The organism is Aeoliella straminimaris, from assembly GCF_024054565.1.
Lineage (GTDB): Bacteria > Planctomycetota > Planctomycetia > Pirellulales > Lacipirellulaceae > Aeoliella > Aeoliella straminimaris.
Genome location: NZ_JAMXLR010000095.1, coordinates 159,863 through 181,953 on the forward strand (window position 1 = coordinate 159,863; position 22,091 = coordinate 181,953).

Annotated in this window: 10 protein-coding genes and 8 tRNA genes; 5 read left to right on the forward strand and 13 right to left on the reverse strand. The window is 59.0% G+C overall.

Features of this window, described 5'->3' with window-relative positions; all coding sequences use genetic code 11:
- The 3 genes from NG895_RS29680 to NG895_RS29690 all read right to left on the reverse strand — a co-directional run bounded on the left by NG895_RS29680 (nucleotide 1) and on the right by NG895_RS29690 (nucleotide 4,375).
- Nucleotides 1-1,404: an MFS transporter gene (locus NG895_RS29680; RefSeq protein WP_252856204.1), complete on the reverse strand. Its 1,404-nt coding sequence runs from the start codon at nucleotides 1,402-1,404 to the stop codon at nucleotides 1-3.
- A gap of 6 nt (nucleotides 1,405-1,410) precedes the next feature.
- Entirely contained in the window at nucleotides 1,411-2,931 is a 1,521-nt protein-coding gene (locus tag NG895_RS29685) for a glycoside hydrolase family 10-like protein (protein ID WP_252856205.1), read from the reverse strand.
- Between the two features lie 385 nt (nucleotides 2,932-3,316).
- Entirely contained in the window at nucleotides 3,317-4,375 is a 1,059-nt protein-coding gene (locus NG895_RS29690) for a DUF2202 domain-containing protein (RefSeq protein ID WP_252856206.1), read from the reverse strand.
- Nucleotides 4,376-4,800: 425 nt separating this feature from the next.
- Here NG895_RS29690 and NG895_RS30740 point away from each other — a divergent pair, with 425 nt between their 5' ends.
- The 4 genes from NG895_RS30740 (at nucleotide 4,801) to NG895_RS29710 (ending at nucleotide 15,106) form a co-directional block, all read left to right on the forward strand.
- A complete protein-coding gene (locus tag NG895_RS30740; protein WP_252856207.1) occupies nucleotides 4,801-6,117 on the forward strand; it encodes a sensor histidine kinase in 1,317 nt (438 codons plus the stop codon).
- Nucleotides 6,104-7,426, forward strand: coding sequence for a sigma-54-dependent transcriptional regulator (locus NG895_RS29700; protein WP_252856208.1), 1,323 nt, complete (start codon nucleotides 6,104-6,106; stop codon nucleotides 7,424-7,426). Before NG895_RS30740 ends, NG895_RS29700 begins: the two co-directional genes overlap by 14 nt.
- 183 nt (nucleotides 7,427-7,609) lie before the next feature.
- Nucleotides 7,610-8,326 carry a MamS/MamX family magnetosome protein gene (locus tag NG895_RS29705; protein WP_252856209.1) on the forward strand — a complete coding sequence of 239 codons (717 nt, stop codon included), beginning with the start codon at nucleotides 7,610-7,612 and terminating at the stop codon, nucleotides 8,324-8,326.
- Nucleotides 8,327-8,692: 366 nt separating this feature from the next.
- Entirely contained in the window at nucleotides 8,693-15,106 is a 6,414-nt protein-coding gene (locus NG895_RS29710; protein WP_252856210.1) for a hypothetical protein, read from the forward strand.
- 292 nt (nucleotides 15,107-15,398) lie between these two features.
- Here NG895_RS29710 and NG895_RS29715 read toward each other — a convergent pair whose 3' ends face one another.
- Entirely contained in the window at nucleotides 15,399-17,048 is a 1,650-nt protein-coding gene (locus NG895_RS29715; RefSeq protein WP_252856211.1) for a TROVE domain-containing protein, read from the reverse strand.
- Between the two features lie 726 nt (nucleotides 17,049-17,774).
- A tRNA-Cys gene (locus NG895_RS29720) sits at nucleotides 17,775-17,846 on the reverse strand.
- A 646-nt stretch (nucleotides 17,847-18,492) separates the two neighbouring features.
- On the opposite strand from NG895_RS29720, the gene NG895_RS29725 reads away from it, so the two are divergent.
- A complete protein-coding gene (locus NG895_RS29725; RefSeq protein ID WP_252856212.1) occupies nucleotides 18,493-19,797 on the forward strand; it encodes a DUF7453 family protein in 1,305 nt (434 codons plus the stop codon).
- A 23-nt stretch (nucleotides 19,798-19,820) separates the two neighbouring features.
- Here the strand turns inward: NG895_RS29725 and NG895_RS29730 are convergent.
- The 8 genes from NG895_RS29730 to NG895_RS29765 all read right to left on the reverse strand — a co-directional run bounded on the left by NG895_RS29730 (nucleotide 19,821) and on the right by NG895_RS29765 (nucleotide 22,009).
- Nucleotides 19,821-19,890: transfer RNA gene (locus tag NG895_RS29730), tRNA-Trp, on the reverse strand.
- A gap of 6 nt (nucleotides 19,891-19,896) precedes the next feature.
- Nucleotides 19,897-19,972, reverse strand: a tRNA-His gene (locus tag NG895_RS29735).
- 2 nt (nucleotides 19,973-19,974) lie between these two features.
- A tRNA-Ser gene (locus NG895_RS29740) sits at nucleotides 19,975-20,064 on the reverse strand.
- Between the two features lie 11 nt (nucleotides 20,065-20,075).
- Nucleotides 20,076-20,146 (reverse strand) — tRNA-Ala (locus NG895_RS29745).
- Between the two features lie 10 nt (nucleotides 20,147-20,156).
- Nucleotides 20,157-20,227 (reverse strand) — tRNA-Ala (locus tag NG895_RS29750).
- Between the two features lie 228 nt (nucleotides 20,228-20,455).
- Nucleotides 20,456-20,528 (reverse strand) — tRNA-Val (locus tag NG895_RS29755).
- A 583-nt stretch (nucleotides 20,529-21,111) separates the two neighbouring features.
- Nucleotides 21,112-21,184, reverse strand: a tRNA-Lys gene (locus NG895_RS29760).
- Nucleotides 21,185-21,322: 138 nt separating this feature from the next.
- A complete protein-coding gene (locus NG895_RS29765; protein WP_252856213.1) occupies nucleotides 21,323-22,009 on the reverse strand; it encodes a lysophospholipid acyltransferase family protein in 687 nt (228 codons plus the stop codon).
- Nucleotides 22,010-22,091: the final 82 nt, after the last annotated feature.

Consider the following 22,091-nt stretch of genomic DNA (forward strand, 5'->3'; position numbering starts at 1 on the left):
TTACCCCGGTTCGCCTTTGTTGCGGCCAAAATCGGGATCGATCTTCACCAGCCAAGTCACGATGAAGCTGGGAATCGTCGCGATGATGACCCAGACGAAGAACCATTGGTAACCCAACCATTCCTGAATCGCCCCGGAGTACATTCCTGGCAACATCATGCCGGCGGCCATCAGGCCGGTGCAGATGGCAAAGTGGGCTGTTTGATGACTTCCTTGCGAAAGGTACAGCATATAGAGCATGTAGCCGGCGAAGCCAAAGCCATAACCAAACTGTTCGATGGCAACGCCCGCGGTGACCACCCAAATCTGCGTGGGCATCGTGTAGGCCATGACGATATACACCGCGTTCGGCAGGTTGATGGCCACTGCCATCCAGAAGATCCACTTGCCCAACCCGTGTCGGGCGATGGCGAGCCCGCCCAGAATGCCACCGAGGACCAGCATCAGGACTCCGGCCGTGCCGTAGATGAATCCGGTATCGGTCTCGGTCAGTCCCAACCCGCCAGCCGAGCGATCGTCGAGCATGAAGAGCGGAGCAATCTTGGCGAGTTGGGCCTCGGCGAAGCGGTATAGCAGCAGGTAAGCCAGTCCCATGACGATGCCCGGCTTCTGAAAGAAGGTGGTCACCGTGCTGACTATTTCGCTGGCCAGGTCTCTGTCGGAGTCTTCTTTGGCGAGCTTTTCACGCCGGGGAAGCATTACCGCATGGTACGCGGCGATCACGGCAAATACCGCGGCCGCCAGCATGAATGTCCAGGACCAGGCAGTGCCGGTGGGCAGCGCCGAGTCGATCATCATGCCGGCCAGCATTACTAACAATCCGCGACTGGCGATAATGCCCAATCGGTAGAACGAACTACGGATGCCGACAAAGAAGGCTTGCTGATGGGCGCTCATGCCGATCATATAGAAACCGTCGGCGGCGATGTCGTGCGTGGCCGAAGCTATCGCGAGCAGCCAGAAAAAACTGAGCGTCAAGACGAAAAACAACTCGTTCGTGGCGCATAGAGCGATACCGAGCATACCCGCGGCGATGGCAAGTTGCATTGCCAGAATCCACGCCCGCTTGGTCCACAGCACGTCGACCAGTGGACTCCATATCGGCTTGATCATCCAAGGCAGATAGAGCAGCCCGGTGTACAGGGTGATGTCCGTGTTGGAAACGCCCATCCCCTTGTAGAAGATGACCGAGACGGTCATCACCAGTTCGAACGGAACCGCCTCGGCGAAGTACAGACTCGGCACCCAGCTCCATGCCGAGGTAGTTTTCTGATCGCCATCGGATGCAGCAGGAGATTGAGAGGGATCGAGCGTGTCGGCGTCGTTGGTTGCGGTTCCCGAATTGCTGAGCCCGGATTCGGCATCTTCGGCCGACGGATCGGTTGATGTTGGTGAGTGCTTCACGTGTTCTCAGTTGGTCTCGAACTCGGAGGGTCCAATGGCATTGCCAATCTGGTTGAGCCGGTCCACCGGATAGACGACTACATCCTGCTTGGTAGCAACCGTGCCGGGGAAAGTGCAGTCCGTTTGGCCGCCAGGGATGATCTGCGTCTGCCACTGGTCCCCAATATGGCACTGCACCAGCCAAAGCCAAGGGGCCTTGCCACTTTCGGGCTGCAATGCGACGCGAGTCGTCCCATCCTTTACGGCCACGCCGATCGAGTGCTGGCCGCCTGTGGAGTTGGGCAGCTGGCACCAGGTTGTGGCCGGAGGCAGTGCCGGCGAGGTGTAGACCTGTTCGCGAAGCAAATCCTGCAGGCCGCTTCGATTCTGCTGAATGGCCTTGATGCTGAAGTGGATATGGCCAGGGGCGGAAATGTCAGTGCGTACCACATCGATCTGCTGCTCAATCTCGGTGGGCTTCCATCCCGCGCCGTCGGCCAGCACCTTCGAGGTGAACAGGCCGGGCCACAGGTGCCGCTGGTGGGTGTTTTGTTGCTGCCACCACTTTAGCAGCACAGGGAAGCTCTGCGCCTTTTGGTCGATTGGCCAGTAGAGTTGAGGGCTGAAGTAATCGACGGTGCCTTCGTTGAGCCATTTCTTCGAATCGGCGTACAGCTTGTCGTAGGCGTCGAATCCTTGAATCGACGCGGGGTGACCCGGGCGATAAATGCCGAAGGGGCTTACGCCAAATCGCACCCAGGGTTTGATTTGTTTCGTCTCCTTGGCCACTCGCGCCAGAAACCGATTGACGTTGTCGCGACGCCAATCGTCGCGCGACAGACGCTGGGCGGCCGGTGTTTGCTCTTTGTATTGGGCCCAACTCGCATCGTCGGGAAAAGGAACCTCTTGCTTGTCCTCGTCAGTTACCGGATAGGGGTAGAAATAGTCGTCGAAGTGGATCGCATCGATGTCGTACCGACGGACCACGTCGAGGATTACGTTGCAGCTATGATTGGCCGCGGCCGGATCGCCCGGGTCGAGCCACAGATAGCTGCCGTATTTCTTGACCATCTCGGGGTGCGTCTTGCTGATATGGTTTGGCGGGACCTCGCTCTTGGACGAGGCGTGCCACGCCCTGTAGGGGTTGAACCAGGCGTGCAGTTCCAAACCTCGGTCGTGCGCCGCCTGCACGGCAAACTCCAGCGGGTCATAGCCATCCGCGGGGCCCTCGCCGGGTGTACCCGTCAGATACTCCGACCAAGGTTCCAACTGCGACTCATACATGGCGTCGCACCCGGGACGGACTTGGAAGACCACGGCATTCATGCGCAGGTCGCGTGCCAGGTCCAACAGCGCGATCATCTCCTGCCGCTGCTCTTCGGGCGATAGCCCTGGCCGGCTGGGCCAATCGATGTTGGCCACCGTGGCGATCCATGCCGCGCGAAATTCTCGCTCGACACTGGGGGCGGGCGTTTCGGCCAAGCATTGCGAAGCCAGCAGGCCAATCGCCAGCAGCGAATGCAATAAGATCAAGTAGCTGCGTTTCATCACACCAAGCCATCCGTTTTCAGGGCAACATCCGAGCACAGTGACCGATCCCCGTAAGTAAAAGAGTCGTCTAGGGATACACGCATCCCCAGAGTGGAAAGCCACCTGATCAAATCGTAACAATCGTGGCTGCCGCGTTCATTTGAGGTCCGCGCAAATCTCTCTTCTATCTGCGCAGGTCCCCTGCAAGTAGCCCGGTAAGACCAAGGATTGCCGAAGCTCGCGCGATAAGTTGTCCTGTTTCGACCAGTGACACGGTCTCTGCTGTCTGGGTAGGACAGCAGCCCTAGTGCCTCTCTCGGAGTTTCAAGCAAAACGCCCGCACACCGCACAAAGCGGCGCCGGGCGTCTTGGCGCAGGGTAGCTTACAGCGAAGAGTTTGCGATTAACGTCTGCCTCGCAGGCGTTCTTGCTGTAGGTCGCTCGATAGATCCTTTACTCGGTCTTGCGTTTGAGTCCGCAATGGATCACCCTGCTGGGTTCCCAGTTCCTCAAATGCGCGGTCTCGATCCTGCAACTGCTGTTGCTCGGAATCCTGTTGGTCGCATTGTTGCGGATCGACTCGCAGTTGGTCCTGTCGCCGAGTCTGTTGCCGGTCTCCACTTTGGGTCGCCTGTCCACTGGACTGGGATCCTTCGGCACCTGCGCCCGAACCCGTGCAGCTAACGCCGATTGTATTGCGGCCTTCGGAAGCCGCAGTGAACGCCGCCAGATGGTTTTCGGAACCAGCCAACAGATTGCCGTAGGCTTGTGTGAGATCGGCGTTGTCGGTGGTAGTGATTGCCTGCTGCAGGTCGACGATATCAAGCTCCTCAATCGTGATACCCACCTGGTAGGCCTGCGCCAGCGACTCGGCCCCTTGGGCGATTAGCGTGTCGTACAAGCCCTGAAGCGTTGGGTCTTGGAACTGCCCCATCGTGTAACCTTCGATGGGATCATCCAGTCCGTACTTATCAATCAGGCTGCCCATGGCATCCAGGTGTTGCTGTTCGGCATTGGCGATGTTGTCGAAGATCGCCACCTGGTGCTGCTCGCCTAGAGTGCGGTAGACATCCAGGGCCAGCTTTTCTTCCTGCCGCATATGCAGCAGATCGGCGGTCTCTTGGGAGTCGAGATCACCGCCGAGCAGCGCAGCACTTCCTTGTCCCGCACCCTGCTGGCTTTTTTGTTGGGGAGTGCTTTCCTGATAGCCGCCGAACAAGGCACTCCGCGTTGCCGGGCGCATGCGCATTTGCTGCTGTGCGGCAGCGCCGCCTTGCCCTGCGACCTGCACGGTGTCGCAGTCGCCAGCACCAGCTCCGTTCGCGCCATCCTGGGGGGCTGCAAGCACCCCGCCCCAACCTGCGGCCGAAAGCACCTCGCGCCGCTCGAGCGCTTCGCTACGGAGCATACGCCCCGCGCGGTACCAAGCCGACTTCTTACTTGCATGATTCTGTTGAGCCATCCTCGTTGCTCCTTTCCAGCTAGCCAGACGAGCGGCAGATGCCAACCATCGGGCGCACTTGAAGTAGATGTGACAAGTTGCGGCCCCATGGGAACAAAAACGACAGACCGCGTGCCGAAGACTGTCAGGCGTGCATGCAACTGCTGGACCGGATTGCGCAGGTTGATAGGGATGCGCGTCGCCGTTTCGGAAACGGGCAGTACTTTGTTCTATTGAAGACAAGCTTGCCTGGTTGCGATCGTAGATACTGAGCAACGATGGTATGACACGAATCATTCGACTGTGCAAAACTTGCAGCGCTGTGGCATGGTACGACTTCTTGGTAGAAACAGTTGGCTTAGATGCTTCGTGGCACTCAGCGTTTGGGATAGAATAGAGTGTTAGGAGGCACCACCGTCTCATCACTCATTTGGACAACACGAACCGTGCATCCGGTCGTCAGGAAAGCCGCCGTTGTGGCCGCGTTGTTAGTGGCGTGGCTCGCGTTTGCCTTTTGGCAACACCACGAGTATGGCCACGAGCGCGATCGTATCAGGGCCGACCTCGTGCGTCAGTCGGAGGTACTGCGGCAAGCTTTCCTGGGGGGCGCCCGCGCGCATCGCAGATTGGGCAGAGTGTTCGAGGAGCAGATGCAAGCCGTGATGGATGAGATTACGGGCACCTCGGGCGTGTTGGCCGTGCGGATGAGAGATCAAAGCGGCTGGCTGTCGATTGCTGCGGGCGAAACAAACCTCCTGGAATCGACCGACGAGTCGCCTCAGTGGTTACCGCAGGGGCTGCAGACATCCGAGCAAGTGGAACTGCTGATGATGCCGCGCGGCCAGGGGCAGGGAGCGGGCGGTCCAAGCTGGTCGCGCGATCTGGAGGCTGAAGGAGAACCATTGAAACTGAGGCTTACACTGCTGTTGGACCGAACGGCCGCCGACGCAGCGATTCAATCGGCCGGCCGGCAGCGCCTGGCCATGGTGCTGGCGGGGGGCGTGGTATTGGCCGCGCTGGGATTCGCCTGGGCCGCCATGATGCGGACAGTTGAAGCACGCAGCCAATCCCAGTTGCTGCAGGTGGAGAAGCAACGCCTGGAGAATCTCAGCCAGGCGGCGTCCGGACTGGCCCACGAGACTCGTAATCCACTGGGAGTGATTCGGGCGGGACTGCAGAAGCTGATGCTCAACGGCAGCAATGCATCTGCAGCCGAAGGCCACTCGCGGTTACGGTTACTGGTCGAGGAGTGCGACCGCGTAACCGCCCGTATCAACCAGTTCCTGGCCTACGCCCGACCTCGCACCGCGGAACTCCGGTCCACGCGGGTTGCTCCCCTTGTCGAGGAGCTTACGGTATTGCTGCAACCCGATCTGGATGGAGCCGAGGTACAATTGCAGTCGCACATCGAGGCGGGGTGCGAGACGATCATGGCCGACGCGAACTTGTTGCGGCAGGTGCTGTTTAACCTGCTGCAGAACGCGATTGCCTTCTCTCCGCGGGCAGCAACTGTTGAACTGCAATTCGAAAAGGCCTCTGCCGGCGCGGCCGTGGTCAGCGTTGCCGATCGCGGTCCGGGGGTCTCGGCTGAGATGGCCGACCAGTTGTTTGCTCCCTACGTCACCACCCGCCAAGATGGCGCGGGGTTGGGATTGGCGATTGTGTCACAACTGTCGAAGCAGCAAGGTTGGACCGTGCAATACCAGGGCCGACCGTCTGGTGGTGCTTGCTTTCTGATCGAGGGAATCCGTGTCGCAACCTGAGCTGCACATTCTGATTGTCGACGACGAACCGCCCCAACGCGAGTTGCTGGGCGACGTTGTGCAGTCGCTCGGCATGTCGCCCGTCGAGGTCGAATCGGGCGAGGCGGCGCTCGAGTTAATTGCTCGCGAACCACCCGACATGGTGTTGCTGGATGTGCGTCTGGGGGGTATTAGCGGCCTGGAGACGTTGCGCCGCATCCGCCAGAGCCTGCCCGACCTGCCCGTGCTATTGATCACCGGTTTCGCCGATGTGCGTCAGGCGGTAGAGGCCGTAAAATGTGGCGCGGACGATTACCTGAGCAAACCGATCGACCTCGAAGAACTGCAGACCGCCATTACCGACGCGCTGGGCCGTGCGGCCACGGATGGTCAATCGGACCAACACCCAGATCTGCCCGCTGGTGTGGTGGCCGAAAGCGGTGCGATGCGGGCGGTGCTGCGCACTGCGGCATTGGTTGCCCCTTCCGACGCGCCAGTATTGATCACTGGCGAAAGCGGGGTGGGCAAGGAGGTAGTGGCCGATCTGATCCATCGTTGGAGCGATCGAGCCGCTCAGCCGCTGATTGCCGCCAACTGCGCCGGATTGCCCGAGACGCTGATCGAGAGCGAACTGTTCGGGCATCTCAAGGGCGCGTTCACGGGAGCTTCCGCTACGCGCGAGGGCTACTTTCGCGCTGCCGAGGGTGGAACGCTTTTTCTCGACGAGATTGGCGAACTGCCTATGCACCTGCAGCCCAAACTGCTCCGCGCATTGGAAGCCAAGGAGGTGACACCCGTCGGCGCCGATCGCCCAGTGGCCGTCGACGTGCGATTGGTCGCGGCGACTAACCGAGAACTCGAGCAGGCCGTGCAGAACAACACATTTCGCGAAGACCTGTACTACCGGCTGAACGTCGTTGAGTTGCAGGTCCCACCGCTACGCGAGCGGCGCGAGGACATTCCGGCCTTGGTCCGTCGGTTGGGCTCCGAGTTCGTGGGGGCTGCGGTTCGCTTGTCGCCACAGGCACTGAATTGCTTGCTCGCGTACCAGTGGCCCGGCAACGTCCGCGAGCTTCGCAATGCCATTCAGCGGGCCTGCCTGCTTTGTCGTGGCGACGTCGTCATGCCCGAACATCTGCCCGCGAAGGTGCAAGCTCTGGCGGTCGAGGCCGATGGGGACGAGCAAGGCAGGCTGTCGCAAGTCGAGCGGGCCACGATCCTGGCGACGCTGGACGAGTGCGACGGCAATCGCACGCAGGCGGCCCGCAAGTTGGGCATCAGCCGGCGAGGTCTTATCTACAAGTTGCGGGCCATGGACTACGACGGCTAGAGCGTTCTTCTCTTCCGAGTTCTGCTTTGGCACGCAATGTGTACTGTCTAGGTTTGCCACGCGAAGGCGAGTCGATCGTGCAAACACTCGTCATCCGTGGGACTCGCGGGTGTGCAAATCTTGCAGCCCCGAGAGCCAGTTCGTGGCAAAACCAGTCCAACTCTATGCATAAGGAGCCAAATCATGAGAAACTTCACCCTTCCAACGCTTGTCGCACTGCTACTGTGCGGAGCACTCACCTCGGACGCCTTGGGGCAGAGGGGCGCGGGCCGCCGCCAGGGCGTCGCGCAGCAGGTCGATAAGCCAACGCTCGAAACCTTCACTGGTACCGTTGCCGAGATCAAAATCGGCCCCTGCGAAGCCACCACGGGTCGCGGGCTGATCGGCGTGCACTTGATACTGGACGGCGACGATGATGTCACCCGCGAGGTGCATCTCGGTCCTCAAGCCGCGGTGCAGGACATTGTCGACAGCATTGCCATTGGACAGACTGTCTCCATCACGGGCTTCCATACGGATGAACTGGCCGAGAACGTGATGGTTGCCAAGAGCATCACCGATGACCAACAAACGTTTGACCTGCGCAACGACTCGCTGCAGCCGGTATGGGCGGGCGGCGTTGGTCGTGGAGCTGGGCGAGGACCCGGAGCGCAATTCGCTGGCCGGGGGCGCGGGCGAGGCGCCGGCCGTGGAATGGGCCCGGGAATGCAACAAGGTTGGGGACGTGGCATGGGGCCCGGTCGCGGCCAAGGTTGCTCTTGGGCGCCGAACTCGGGCCGATATATGCAGGGCCGCGGAATGGGTCCCGGCCAAGGCAGAGGTCGGCAAGGCAACGGATTTGGCGGCGGTCGCGGCTACGGCCAGCCCCCGCAGCCCGCTGTGGTAAACCCTGCCAACTAACCCGGCCCGCATCACAATTCGTCAGCAAGTGAATGTCTCAACCAAGGCGAGGCCCGCCCAGCGGGCCTCGCCTGTTTTGTTGGGTATCCGAGGGGCAAACCCTAGTCCAAAGGCCGGCTATGCAGCGGCGTCGTAATTCTCCGCTTTCATCCAATTTGGCGACCCTCTTCCGGGGCGAACCGGCACTTGGTTAGGATGAGAATGGGGGTCCGAAATCTGCCGGATTTTGGGAACTTTCGATCCCGACTCGACGCCTAACCCTAGTAACGACTTGCGGGGGGAACGCACGGGAAAACGCCACGGAGGCCCCATGGCCCGCTTTTCTCGCCGTTGATGCTGCACGGCTAACTTGGAAAGATCATTCTAATGAAACGCTCGTCCTTCGTTGTTTGCTTCGCTGCGCTCGCTTGTTCTTGCGTGACCGCCCTGCCCTCGCTGGCCGCCGACGAAATTGGCTTTGTCGAAACGTTTGCGCTGGCTGAGGACCGGGCCGAGGTACTCGGGCAGTTGATACCGGGCACCGAGGAGTACTATTTTTATCACGCGCTGCATTATCAGAACACAAAACAGTCGGAGAAGCTTGACGACTTGCTGGACAAATGGCGCAAGCGAGTTGAAGCCTCTGAACTCCGCAATCTGATTGTGCGTCGGCAACGACTGCTAGCGTACGACAGCGATCCGAAAGCGACCCTCGATTGGCTACGCAACGAACTGGGTATTCAATTTGCCCACCAGCGCAGTCCCGAGCCCGGGCAGAAACCAAACTTGCCCACCGTGCTCGACCCTGCGGTAATCAGCCGACAGGCATACATTCAGCGGGCCATCGACCAGCATGACAACCTGGCTGGCTTCCAGGACACGGCGCTCGACTGGATACTCCGCGATGGCGGCGTGGAACTCACCTCCGGCCGGCGGAGGGCCCTGTTGTCACGCATCGATCGTCCCGACTACGACAATCTGGTCGAGTTGATTGCGGCTGACCTCCGCACGAAGGAAAGCCGTGGTTTTGGCGAGTTCAAGATCCACCGGCAACTGCTCAAATCACAACTGGACGCGCTGCTGGACTTGAAGCCCGACCTCCGCACCAATTCGAACTTCATTCATACCAATCTGGTGAAGCTCGCGCCGAACGCCGATGCCGATCCGAGCGATACGGAAGTCCGGGAGGCATATCTGCAGCGCATGTGGGCGTATGTGAAAGATTTGCCACCGGCTCACAATTCGCTGAAGGCGAACATCCTGTACGCCTTGCTCGATCATCAGCGGCAAGCCGGAAAGTACAATCGCACGCTGTTCGAGGTCTACGTGAAGCAGCCCCGGCCGATGCCCTATATGGATCCCCGCTACCTGAACAGCGACCCGGTGCGGCGCTACCAGGTGAATCTGGGACAGGACTTCTCGCCCATCACGCGATGTCCGCCGGTGGGCGACGATACGACCCTGGTGCGAGACTATCTGCTGCATTTCTTGGTTGAACAGGACGACATTGCGCCATGGAGCGAGTGGATACGCGACACTTTCGTCAGACCGCTACTGGCCGAGGCGAAAATTGTCTCGGGTGGTCCGGATTCCGAGCGATGGGCGTCGATGCTCACGCCATCGGCCTACCAACAGCTGAAGGACCGGGTCGACATCGATCTGGCGGTGACAAACCCACAGCAGTTCGACATGGATGACGAAGTCACGTTGGCGGCGGACATCAAGAATGTCGACAAGCTGCTGGTCAAGGTCTATGAGGTCAACGCCTTTAACGTCTATCTCGCTACGCACCGAGAGGTAAGCACCGGTCTGGAGTTGGATGGCCTGGTGGCTGGTTCGCAGCAGGTATATGCGTACAGCGAAACCCCTTTCCGACGTGTGCGGCGCGAGTTTACGTTCCCTGAACTCGAAGGCAAACGCGGCGTCTGGATGATCGAGCTGATCGGTGGCGGGCGAAGCAGTCGCGCCCTGGTCCGGAAGGGCGGACTGCACTATCTCGCGCGGCAAGGCGTGGCGGGCACGGTGCTGTCGATTCTGGACGAACAAGACAATCCGGCTCCCAAGGCATCGGTCTGGCTAGCTGGCCGCGAGTACAAGCCCGACGAACAAGGTGGCATTGTCGTTCCGTACTCCTCCGACCCGGGCCGCCACCCCATCATCCTCCGCGATGCTGATGGCTTCGCTTCGCTAGCCTATTTTCAGCATCCTGCGGAATCCTACACGCTGGACGTTGGTTTCTTCGTCGACCGCGAGGCGCTGCTGGTTGGCGGTGAGGCTACCCTGCTGGTCCGCCCCGATTTTCGCATCAACGGCGTGGCCGCTCCTTTGGACTTGCTGGAGCAGGTGAAATTGACGATCACGTCGACCAACCTCGACGGCATCAGCACTACGGCCGAGGTGGACGATTTCCAACTTCACAGCGACAAGGAAACCGAGCACCAGTTCGCCGTACCGCCTCGGCTGGCCACACTGAGTTTCCAGCTCAGTGCTCAGGTCGAGCAGGTGAGCACCGGCAAGAAGGTCTCGCTGTCCAGCAATGGCCTGCGCAGCGTCAACGGCATCGACAAGGAGGAATCGACCTACGAACTCCACCTAAGCCACATGGACGGGCACGCCGTAGTTGAAGTGCTGGGGAAGAACGGCGAGCGTCTGGCGGACCGCGCCGTATGGCTCGTGTTTCAACATCGCGACTTCAAGACAAACCACGGTGTGTCTCTCAAATCCGATGAAGCGGGGCGAATCGATCTTGGCACCCTGCCCGACATTGTGCGGGTGACGGCCAATGCCGATGGCATCGACGAGGTGGCGTGGGACATCGCTGCAGGAGAAGACGCCCACAGCCGCCCCGCAGTGCTGCAGACCGTGCAGGGCGAGGCGCTACACGTACCCCACCTAGGCGGTGCGAAACTGTCGCGGGCCGACTACTCCCTGCTAGCAGTTCGTCGCGGCAACTTTACAACCGACCAGTTCGGCAAGCTCTCCGTGGCCGGCGGATTCCTGTTAATTGAAGGCCTTGAACCGGGCGACTACAGTCTAAAGATCAAACGCGAAAACCGTGTCATTCCGATTCGCGTCACGGCCGGCAAAATGGTGGGACGATTCGCTGCTGGCAAGCATCGAATTCTCGAAACAGCCCACCGACTGCCTCTGCATATTACCGCCGTGGCCGACGACAACGGTGACTTGCTGGTCAAGCTCGCCAACGCCGAACAGGGTACGCGGGTACATGTGCTGGTATCGAGGTTCAAACCGGCGTTTCCACTGCACGGGGCTCTGGGTGCCGCGTACGATCCCACCTTGCTGACTATTACTCGTCCCGCATTTCGCAATGTCTATCTGAGCGGTCGCGACATAGGCGACGAGTATCGCTACATCCTCGATCGCCGCGATCAGACAACCTACCCGGGCAACATGCTCGATCGACCAGGATTGCTACTCAATCCGTGGGAGCTCCGTGACACCGATACGGGGAAGCAACAGGCCGCCACTGGTGGCGAGTATCAGGACGCGTCGGGCAGCACACCGTCTTCAGAAATGGCCATGGAGCCGCCACCGGCAGAAGCCCGGCATCAACTTGCGGACTTGTCGAACCTCGACTTTTTGAAGCATGCCGGCGTGGTGCTCGCGAATCTCACACCTGGTAAAGACGGCATCGTCCGCATTCCCAAGGAGCAGCTCAGCGATCGCCAGGACGTACATATCGTGGCCATCGGCTCCACCGACACGGTGTTCCGACATGTGTCGTTGCCCGATGCTGGTGCCGCATTCCGCGACCTCCGTTTGGCTAAGCCGCTTGATTTAAAGAAGCACTTCACCGAACGCAAGGAGGTGGCTCTGCTGGGCGAGGGCGACCAACTTGAGATTCCGGATGTTCGCGCGGCCGAAATGCAGGGGTACGACACGCTGGCTTCGATCTATAGCTTGTACATGACCCGCTCGGGCAATCCCACGCTGGCCGAATTCGCCTTCGTGCTGAAATGGGATGCATTGGACGCTGCCGAGCAACGTTCGGAGTACTCGAAGTACGCCTCGCACGAGTTGAGTTTCTACCTGAGTCGTAAGGATCCTGAGTTCTTCGAGCAGGTTATTCTGCCCTACTTGAAAAACAAGAAGGACAAGACCTTCATCGATCACTATTTGTTGAAGGACGACCTGAGCGAATTCTTGGATCCGTGGCGGTATGGCCGACTGAACATGGCCGAGCGCGTGCTGCTGGCCGACCGTCTGGGCGACGCGGAGCGCGACGCGACCAGGCGTCACCTGGAGGACCTGTTCGCCCAGTTGCCGCCCAACCCGTCCAAGAGTCAGAGCGAGTTCCTGACCGCGTTGCGAGGCCGATCGCTCACTGCCGATTCTGGAGTGGGTGGCGTAACGCTCAGCTTCGACAGGTTTGGCGGTTTCAGGGATGGCGAAGCGGACGCGGATGCGGAGCACTTGACCGATCGTTTTGACGCCGCCGCGAGTGCGCGGGCAGTCGACCAACCCACCTTGGCAGCGGGGCCGCCGCATGCAGGAAGCCCTATCTCTGGTGACAAATTGGCTGAACTAGAGAGTCTGGAAGCGGCTCAACGTGTGAGGAGTGCCGTGGAAGAGAGAAAGAAAGATCTGAAGCTACAAGAGCTCAACGCGGATTTGAGTTTTGCCTATGATCGCGCAGGTGGTCGCCGTGCTGGGGAGTTAGAACTGTTGCGTCGCAAGCGGGTGCGTGGTTTTTATCGCAGGATGTCGGCGGTGAAAGAGTGGGCCGAAAATAACTACTACCACCTGCCCATCGAGCAGCAGCTGGCGGACCGCGTAGCGATCAATGCCTTCTGGCGCGACTATGCCGCGCACCTGGCAGACAACGCCGACGAGCCATTCCTCTCGAAGCACGTGGCTGTGCCTACTTCGAACTTCAGCGAGATGATGCTAGCCCTGGCGGTACTCGACCTGCCCGTCGAGGCCGCCGAAGCCGAGGTAACCACCGACGCAGCGTCCCTGACCTTGAAGGTGGGTTCGCCTACCATTGTGTTCCACAAGCAAATTCAGGAAGCTGCCGAAAGCGACGACAAAACACCTGTGTTAGTGGGGCAGAATTACTTCCGCCACGGCGATCGGTACGTGCAGGTCGATGGCGAGCAGCGTGACAAGTACGTCACCGACGAGTTCCTGCCTGGCGTCGTGTACGGGTGCCAGGTTGTGGTGACCAATCCCACTTCGGCCACGCAGAAACTCGATGTCTTGACACAAATTCCCGAGAAGGCAATGCCGGTCTTGGGTAGCAAGCAGACTTACAGCTTGCCGGTGCAACTTGGTCCCTATGCCACGCAAAAGCTGGAGTATTATTTTTACTTCCCGCGTACTGGCGACTTTGCTCATTACCCGGTTCAAGTCGCCCGCGACGAGCAACTGGCCGCCTGGGCCGAGCCCTTCACCTTTCACGTAGTCGAGCAGTTAAGCCGCATCGACAAGGCGTCATGGGACTACCTGTCGCAGTGGGGTACGTCCGACGAGGTGCTGAGCTACCTTCAGCAGAACAACATCGAACGCATCGATCTGGCCCGCATCGCATGGCGGATGCGGGATGTCGATTTCTTTAAGCAGACGCTCGAGCTGCTAGCCAAGCGGCACGTGTACAACCCCGTGCTGTGGAGCTACGCGATTTACCACAACCAACTTGACCGGATCCAACAGTATCTGCGTACGAACGACGAGTTTCTCCGCCGTTTTGGTGAGCGGATTGATTGCACGCTGGTCACGGTCGATCCGGTGGAGCGGCATTGGATTCAGCACCTGGAGTACAGCCCGCTGGTAAATGCCCGCGCCCATCGCTTGGGCCGCGATCGCAAGATCGTGAATGCCGCATTCGGCGAGCAGTACCATCGCTTGATGAACGTGCTGCGGTACAAGTCCAGGCTATCCGAAGAGGACAAGCTCGACGTGGTGTATTACCTGTTCCTGCAGGACCGCATCGGCGAGGCTCTGGAGTGGTTCGACGAAATCGACGCCGAGAAACTGCCCACGGCCTTGCAGTTGGATTACCTGCGATGCTACGTGGCGTTCTACCGCGAGCAACCCGAGGCGGCCGAACAGATCGCCAAGCAGTATGCCGATTACCCTGTGGACCGGTGGCGAGCGCGATTCGCCAACGTGCTCTCGCAGATTGGCGAAATCCGTGGCGGCCAGGTAGCCGATAGCGGTGGTGACGAAGACCAACGCGAAGGGCTGCAGGACGAATTGGCTTCCACCGAGCCAGCACTCGAAATGAAGGTTGAGAACGGTCAGGTGCAGTTGACCTACCAGAATCTCGAGCAGGTGACTGTGAACTACTACGAGATGGACGTCGAGTTCCTGTTCAGTTCGAACCCCTTCGTCGAAAGCGATGCCGATCGCTTTGGTGTGATCCAGCCGAATCGCAGCGATTCCGTCGAGCTGCCCGAGCAAGGCGACCGGCACGCCGTGGATATTCCGCAGGAGTTCACCGGCAAGAATGTTCTGGTCGAAGTGCTGGGCTCTGGCCGCCGCATCGCGCAGGCTTACTACGCCAACGATCTGAAGGTGCAGCTTGTTGAGCAATACGGCCGCTTGCAGGTCCGCGACGATAAGACGAACAAGCCGCTGTCGAAGGTGTACGTCAAGGTTTATGCTCGCACGCCCCAAGGCACCCGGTTTTTCAAGGATGGGTACACCGACTTGCGTGGTAAGTTCGACTACACAAGTCTCAACACCGACGACATCGGCGGTGTCAGCGAGTTTGCCGTGCTGGTGATGAGCAGCGACCACGGGGCCGTAGTGTTGACGGCCAAGCCGCCACAGCAATAGTGCCGCTTGCCTCGATCGGTAGAATCGACCTGCCCTCACCACCACGCCGCTGTCGGATGTCGCGTCGGGTATGATGCTCCAAGTGTGTCGGCCGAGGCGGCGAGGTACGCCCTCCACCGGTCAAGAGGCACATGCAGGGGGTAGTAGTCGGTATCGGTACGGGGCGGGCGAGTACGTCCATCGTAGTGCGGGACGTTGGTTCGACACGTGTAGCCAGGCCGGCGGCTGTCAATGAATCGATGGAGCATGAGAACCGGAGGCCGAGAATTCTCCCGGCCTCCGGTGTTCGCTTCTACAACACGACCGATTCCACTTCTCGGACAAATCGGCCTCGGTCGTCGGACAAGAACGACGCCATGATGTTGAACACCGCGTCACTGAAGCCGCCAATGTTCAAGATGTCGTCACGTTCCGGCGCCTGCGCCGTGGTGTAGGCCTGCAAGTCCATGCAGACCAACTTCGGCGCGGGGATGTCGTGACCGCCGATCCGCAATTGGTTCTTCACGAACTGCTGCCACTCGTCCATCACACCGGTCGCGCCGCGGGCACCGTAGCCGTAGGGCTGACCACGGCGAACCCAGCTCTCCGTGTCGCTCACCAGCACAACGCCCGCAAACTGTCGCTTGCGGTAACGGATGTTGGCCTCGCGAAGCGGAATCGAGCAGTCGGTACCGCCGCCGCCGTACTTCGCCAATCGATCGGCCAGGCTCAGAATGGTGTCCTGCGGATCGAACTTGACGTCGTAGGCCCGGGTGTCGAACGGGACGATCACGCTATCCGGGTTGCGCCGCAACACGGCGGCCGCAAACAGGGCTGCGACGTCAACGCAGCGCATCTTGCTCGTAGCGCCACGGCCATGCCAACCGGTGACCGGGCAACACATCGAGCCGGAAGTATCCAGGCCGATCACGACCGGCCCTGGCAGTTCCGGAACGTTTCCACAGGCGATCTCCGCCGCCTTCGACAGCGCGGCCTTGATCTTCTGCGGAACGTCTGGAGACGCGTTCAGGTACGCGGCCAGGAACTGGTACGGGAACTGCCGCGAGCGACGGATCTCGTCCGCGTCTGCCAGGCGGTCGGCAACGTAGTCGACCATCACGTGGTCCGCACGGCCGTTACTTAGTACCTCATGACGCATCAGCGTGTTGAGGTTCATCCGCACCGCCTGCGGACCCATCTGGCGGGCAATGGCCTTCCAGACCACGGGCCCTTTGGCTGCGGCGGCCAGCAGGTCCCACCGCACCGACAGGTCGGCGGCAATCAGTGCCTGCGCCTCGGCCGTTTCCGCACGACGGTAGGCATCAAGTGCCTGGACTTGCGCTGGCAGATCGCTCTTGCCGGCCGGCGCCCACTTCTCGATGTCCTTATCCGTCAACCAACCGAACAGCGCACGCCGCGCATTGTCGCGGGGCGTTGGCCGCGCCATGCGCAGTACGTCGCGAAGGCTTGGGTCGTTGCCGATCGATGCCGATAGCAGCTTACCAACCGACGCGTCGTTCAGCCAACGCTGGAAAGCCCGCTGCAGCGACGACGACAGACCCTTGCGACCGAACTGCCCCGATCGGATCATCTGAAACACGGTCCGCAGCACGCGACCGTTGTCCACAACCCGATCGAACACGCGGTGCATCAACTCCGTGTCACGCGTCGACAGCACTACCAGCAGCGCGGCTGGCATGTCCTTCATGTAGGCCCGCTCGCGGGCGTACACGGCCAGCTTGGCCAGGTAGAAATTGTCGTCGACCTGGTCGATCAGTTGCTTGAGCGTGTCAAGCTGATCCTCAGCACGAGCGTAGAACACGCCGTTGAAGCAGCCAGTGGCGGCTAGCTGCGCCAGCGCATGCTTCGGCTCCAGCTTGTAAGCTGCACCGCCAGCCTCGTTGGTCGAGTTGGCCTTTGGAGGTAAACTCTTCACACTCGAAAACAGATTTTTGTTAGCCATCTCGACCTCCTTTCAGTGAAAAATACCCGACGAAGCTTGGGCCGAGTTGCCGCGTCACAGACGCTGGAAGCTCCCGCTTCCGTGGCTACCGACGGGTGTTACCCCGACTCGGTTCGTGGATGTACTCCGCACCGACAGTCGGACGTGTCTGGTAGTTGTTTATCAAAGGATCCCGACGAGGGATTGCATTAGAGACTTTACGGCGAGCTACCATTGCTCCACGGCGCGACCGTTTCCTCGAAATGGCGCCGACGGGACTCGAACCCGTAACCTCCGGCGTGTGATGCATGTACTCCAACACGGCAGTCGGGATATACGTGTGCGATAAATTGATCGACGAGGGGGCGACCAGAGATATTTCTCATTGCTCTACCAACTGAGCTACATCGACGCCTGGCGCCGACGACGGGGATCGAACCCGTGACTCATGAGTTAACATGTACTCTAATCTGCAGTCGATCGTAGGTTTGTGTTGAGTCCGACGAAGTGGTGGCGAGAGTTGCGTTTACGATCGTCCGTGCCCCCGTATGGAGGTCGTTGACTGGCCCCTTTGTCTCGGAGAGACTTTGGCGCCGTTCACTAGTCCGTCGCCCGACATCGCTACCTTAGGACCGTCATGTACTCCCAACCGTCAGTCGGGCTATGTCAAAGACCAGCCAACGAAGATTTGGTTCGGATAAGGTCATCATTTCAGGATGTAGTCCGAACCGGCAGTTGACTGGTCAAAGACGCCGGTGGGAATCGAACCCACGAAAAACTGCTTTGCAGACAGCCGCCCGACCATCAGGCTTCAGCGTCTTGGCGAATGCGGAAGTGGGAATTCGGAATGCGGAATCTAACGCAAGCGAGCGTTAAGTATCGCCTGCGGGTGATTCCGCCTTCCGCATTCCGAACTCCGCATTCAGAGCAGCCCGTCCAGGAATCGAACCTGGCCTTCGACCTTCGCACGGTCGCGTGCAATCCTCTACACTCACAGGCTATAGGAGTATTCGGGGATCAGGATTCAGGGAAAGAAGGACGCGCGTCCTCCCCCTGATCCCTCACCCCTCCACAAAGTACCTCGCCAGGGAATCGAACCTCGTCTTGCAGATTCGAAGTCTGCGATGCTATCCAGCACACCCACACGGCGTGTAATATTTCGACCTGGAATCGAACCAGGACTTGGACTTTAGGAGAGTCCTGTGCGATCCGCCCCGTTTCCAATAAACACTGTCCATCGAGATTTGAGGCCGATCCTCGTGCGCCGGGAGACTTGCACTAGCATCACCCGGCCACCTGTAGTGACTTCGCTTGAACAACAAAGGTTCATTAAAGGTGATGCGAGCATCACTGCCGCTTCTGAGAATATGCTTGACACTTTACCAGCCGGAATCGAAAATGCGGGCATTCAACAATCATTACGCTGTTACTCATCTCGGTCAGCATACTACTTGGAGCCGAGCTAATGACGCTGAGCAAAAAACTGACTTACCGGTTAAATCCGTTGCACCTAAAACGCTTGGTTCGAGTTGCAGTACTTGTTGCGTTCTATTTGCATTTTAGTTCTAAGGATTTTGTCTTAGGGATGTCGCCTGAATCCGCATTGGCTACTGTGGAACTGGTGGCAGATTTCGATACTCAGATTCCAGAAAAGCTGTCTAATTTTTCGAGCCTAGGTCAACGAGCCGCTATCAGCGAATCATCGGTATTCTTCACCGGCAATAACGGGCTCTACAAGGCCGATGGCGACTCACTTGTTCGGATCGTCGATAACAGCACGCCAATTCCAGGTAAATCATCGAACTTTGTAGGAGTGTCAAACGAGACTTTATTAGTGGATGATGGTGACGTGGCCTTTGATGGCACAGAAATCTTCGGATTTCGAAACGGCATCTATGTTTATAGCTCGTCCACAGACAGTATCACGTTCATAGCTGACGAAGACTCGGCGGTGCCAAATGGTACTGGGAGCTTTGCCGGCTTTCGCGCGCCTTCTATCAACAATGGAAATGTCGCCTTCTTTGGGTTCAGTGACCCGTCGTCCCAGAATGGCATATACACCACGCTGGGGGGACAACTCCGCGTTGTTGCAGACACCAATACTATTATCCCTGGCGGCTCCGGACCGTTCAGTGATCTACTCGGATTCCCCGTCATTGAAGGCGATAGCATCACATTTGTAGGAAGACGCTTCAATGAAAGCCAGGGAATCTACAGAGAGTCAGGTGGCACACTGTCTACTCTCTATGATCTGACCACTTCCATCCCAGGTGGTTCGGGAAGTTTTACAAGTTTCCGAAACAATGAGTTGAATGTCGAAGGCGGTTCTTTGGCCTTTATGGGCGGTGGAGCAGGCGGATACTTTGGAGTCTTTAAGGATGTGGGAGACGGTCTTACTCTAGTCGCCGACTCGAGTACGCAGGCTCCCGGTGGGACAAATACCTTCCTCGCTATTAGCAACGTTTCATTGGACGGCGAAAATGTTGCCTTTATTGGGAGCGATGGTGGTACTCGTGGAATCTATACAGATGCTCTCGGCCAATTAACAAAGATTCTAGATACGTCGGATATCATTGATGGTCGACAGCCCAGCGAATTTCACATTGGCCGGGACTCCTTGGTTGGGAATCAGTTGGCATTTCGGGTGCGTTTTACTGACAACACTGAGAGCATCTATGTCGCAACTCTTGTTCCTGAACCATCTACCCTGGTCGCATTCCTATTGGCCACGGCGTGTTTAGTTATGTGCCGAAATTCCTTTAGGCATTAGCATGCTTCGAAATGGGGTCATAGCACGAGCGCAAGGATTCGAACCCTGTCCGTCAGTTTTGGAGGCTGACTGCTCTCCCAGGAGCACACTCGCATAATAGGTGACCGAGCGGAATCGAACCGCCGTCGTACGGAATCACAGTCCGTCTCCGGAAACCAGCACCGGACCCGGCCACAGCGGAAGGCGTGGGATTCGAACCCACATGCCGCCTTCTGAGCGACTTCGCATTAGCAGTGCGACCCGGCAAGCCGTATCCGGCTACCTTCCGTATTTTTCAGTGGACCCACCGAGAATCGAACTCGGATCTCCGACCAGCCAAGCCAGCGTCGTCCCGTTGGACCATGAGCCCTCGTGTTGAGTGGAGCGTCGGGGAATCGAACCCCGATTGCCTGGGTGCAAACCAAGCGTCTTCCCGTTGGACCAACGCCCCGTCGCCTTCTATTAGAGGTCCGTCCGGGAATTGAACCCGAGCAGTATTTGTTCTTGCTACCGCCTTCGCCCTTCATCTTCGCTATCGCTCGGCGGGCTCAGTTGCTACCAAGAACGTGTGCCGCCAAAACACTTACAGACCAAGCTTGGCTATCAGCTGTTAGCTATTGACTATAAGCCAGAATCGTCTGGCCCACAGCTTATAGCCAACAGCCGATAGCCCAACCAATGATCCCGGATGGAGTCGAACCATCGCTCTCCTGGTTGTCATCCAGGCGTCGTAACCGTTGGACCACGGGATCGTGGCGTGCTCCGACTAGGCTGGTAGTGGCCACAGAAAAAGGTCCACTGTCGCTGCTGACACCGGGCCTTTTTCCGATGAGCTCTGTGGCTCATCTTCGAGTTAGACCAGGTGTCACCAACGCCTTGCCTCACCGGCGTACGCAGACCTCGAACGGCAACTTGCCCCGTGAGCAAATGTAGTCGCATACCGTTTAACGGCCTGCGGCGATCGCCAATGCGACGCCGGTTCGATATTTGATCTTGTATGCAGCATTGAAGGTCCCTCCAACTGATCGATACCCCGAGGGCGAAGTTGATCGTGTCTCGCGGTCTCTCTGTAAGAGTGCCGAATCGTCAAATGGTTCGTGCAGAAATCAAAGCACTTGTGCAAAGAAGTCGGAAATCATTCGTTACCGCTCGGTGGAGAGGCAGTCTCCCGAAGTTTGGTCCGCAGTAGACCGGCGGACGGACATGGAGACTATTCCTCCAAAAGTAGTATCGCCTCTGGAGCTCACCACACTTTGGGTAACACCCCAGCGGAGGCGGGGTCGTCAGCCGTTCCGAAAACGAAAAAAGCTCCTCGAATTCGAGGAGCTTTTGCAGTGACCCCGGCGGGACTCGAACCCACGACCCACGGATTAAAAGTCCGTTGCTCTACCAACTGAGCTACAGGGTCTTAGAAGCGACTGGCGCGGCTAAGAGAGTGTTGCAGTGTTGCCAATGGTTGGAGACTCGGTTGTCCGCGTTGCAACCTCTTGGCTGGTATCATTTTAGCGTCAAAACTCGGACGCAAAAGCCCCACAAAGGTTCGGCATTACTGCCAGGTTTTCCAGCCTTTTCCGGCGATCGTCGGTTCGAAGTCTTCGCGGCCGGCGAGTTTCGCAATGGCTTTAACGCAATCGACTGTCAACCGGGCAATCAGATCGTTGTTGCGGTCTTGGCCGTAGTGTTCGCTGAGGTCGATGGGCTCGCCGATCACCAGCTTGACTCGCGACGGCATGAACACCGGCATCCAGGGATATTTGTGGTACGGGGTGCCTTCCAGGTAACAGGGCAGCACCGGCACTTTGGCCCTGAGGGCGACGACGATTGCTCCCGGGCGGACCGGCAGCATGAAGTCGTCGGTGGTGTTGATGGTTCCCTCGGGGAACATGCCTACCAGGTCGCCCGCTTGGGCACGGCGGATGGCCGCGCGGAGCGGCGAGACATCGTTGCCATCCTTGCGGACCGAGATCACCTCGAACACGTCGAGCATGCGGGCGATCATCGTGCCGGGCTTGTAGAGTTGAGCGACCAGCCAGTGCACGAGTCGACGCCGAGACACCACCTGAATGACACAAGGATCAACGCTGCTGCGGTGGTTGCAGATCAGCACGGCCCCTTGTTCGTCGGGCAGCGGCAGCTTGTCTGGCACCTTGGCCCACCAGATGACGCGGACGATGAACTGATTGACATAGTAGAAGCACCACTGGACGAAACTGTACGAGCGAGGTTCGGCCATGGATGTTCAGAGTTCGTCGAGGGGGACGCACAAATGGTAGTGGCAAGTGGCTGGCGGCGAGTGGCCACAGGCGACAAAAGTC

Coding starts and splice junctions, on each gene's coding strand:
- NG895_RS29685 (WP_252856205.1), bottom strand. CDS start 2,931: ATGAAACGCAGCTACTTGATCTTATTGCATTCGCTGCTGGCGATTGGC.
- NG895_RS29690 (WP_252856206.1), bottom strand. CDS start 4,375: ATGGCTCAACAGAATCATGCAAGTAAGAAGTCGGCTTGGTACCGCGCG.
- NG895_RS29705 (WP_252856209.1), top strand. CDS start 7,610: ATGAGAAACTTCACCCTTCCAACGCTTGTCGCACTGCTACTGTGCGGA.
- NG895_RS29710 (WP_252856210.1), top strand. CDS start 8,693: ATGAAACGCTCGTCCTTCGTTGTTTGCTTCGCTGCGCTCGCTTGTTCT.
- NG895_RS29715 (WP_252856211.1), bottom strand. CDS start 17,048: ATGGCTAACAAAAATCTGTTTTCGAGTGTGAAGAGTTTACCTCCAAAG.
- NG895_RS29725 (WP_252856212.1), top strand. CDS start 18,493: ATGACGCTGAGCAAAAAACTGACTTACCGGTTAAATCCGTTGCACCTA.
- NG895_RS29765 (WP_252856213.1), bottom strand. CDS start 22,009: ATGGCCGAACCTCGCTCGTACAGTTTCGTCCAGTGGTGCTTCTACTAT.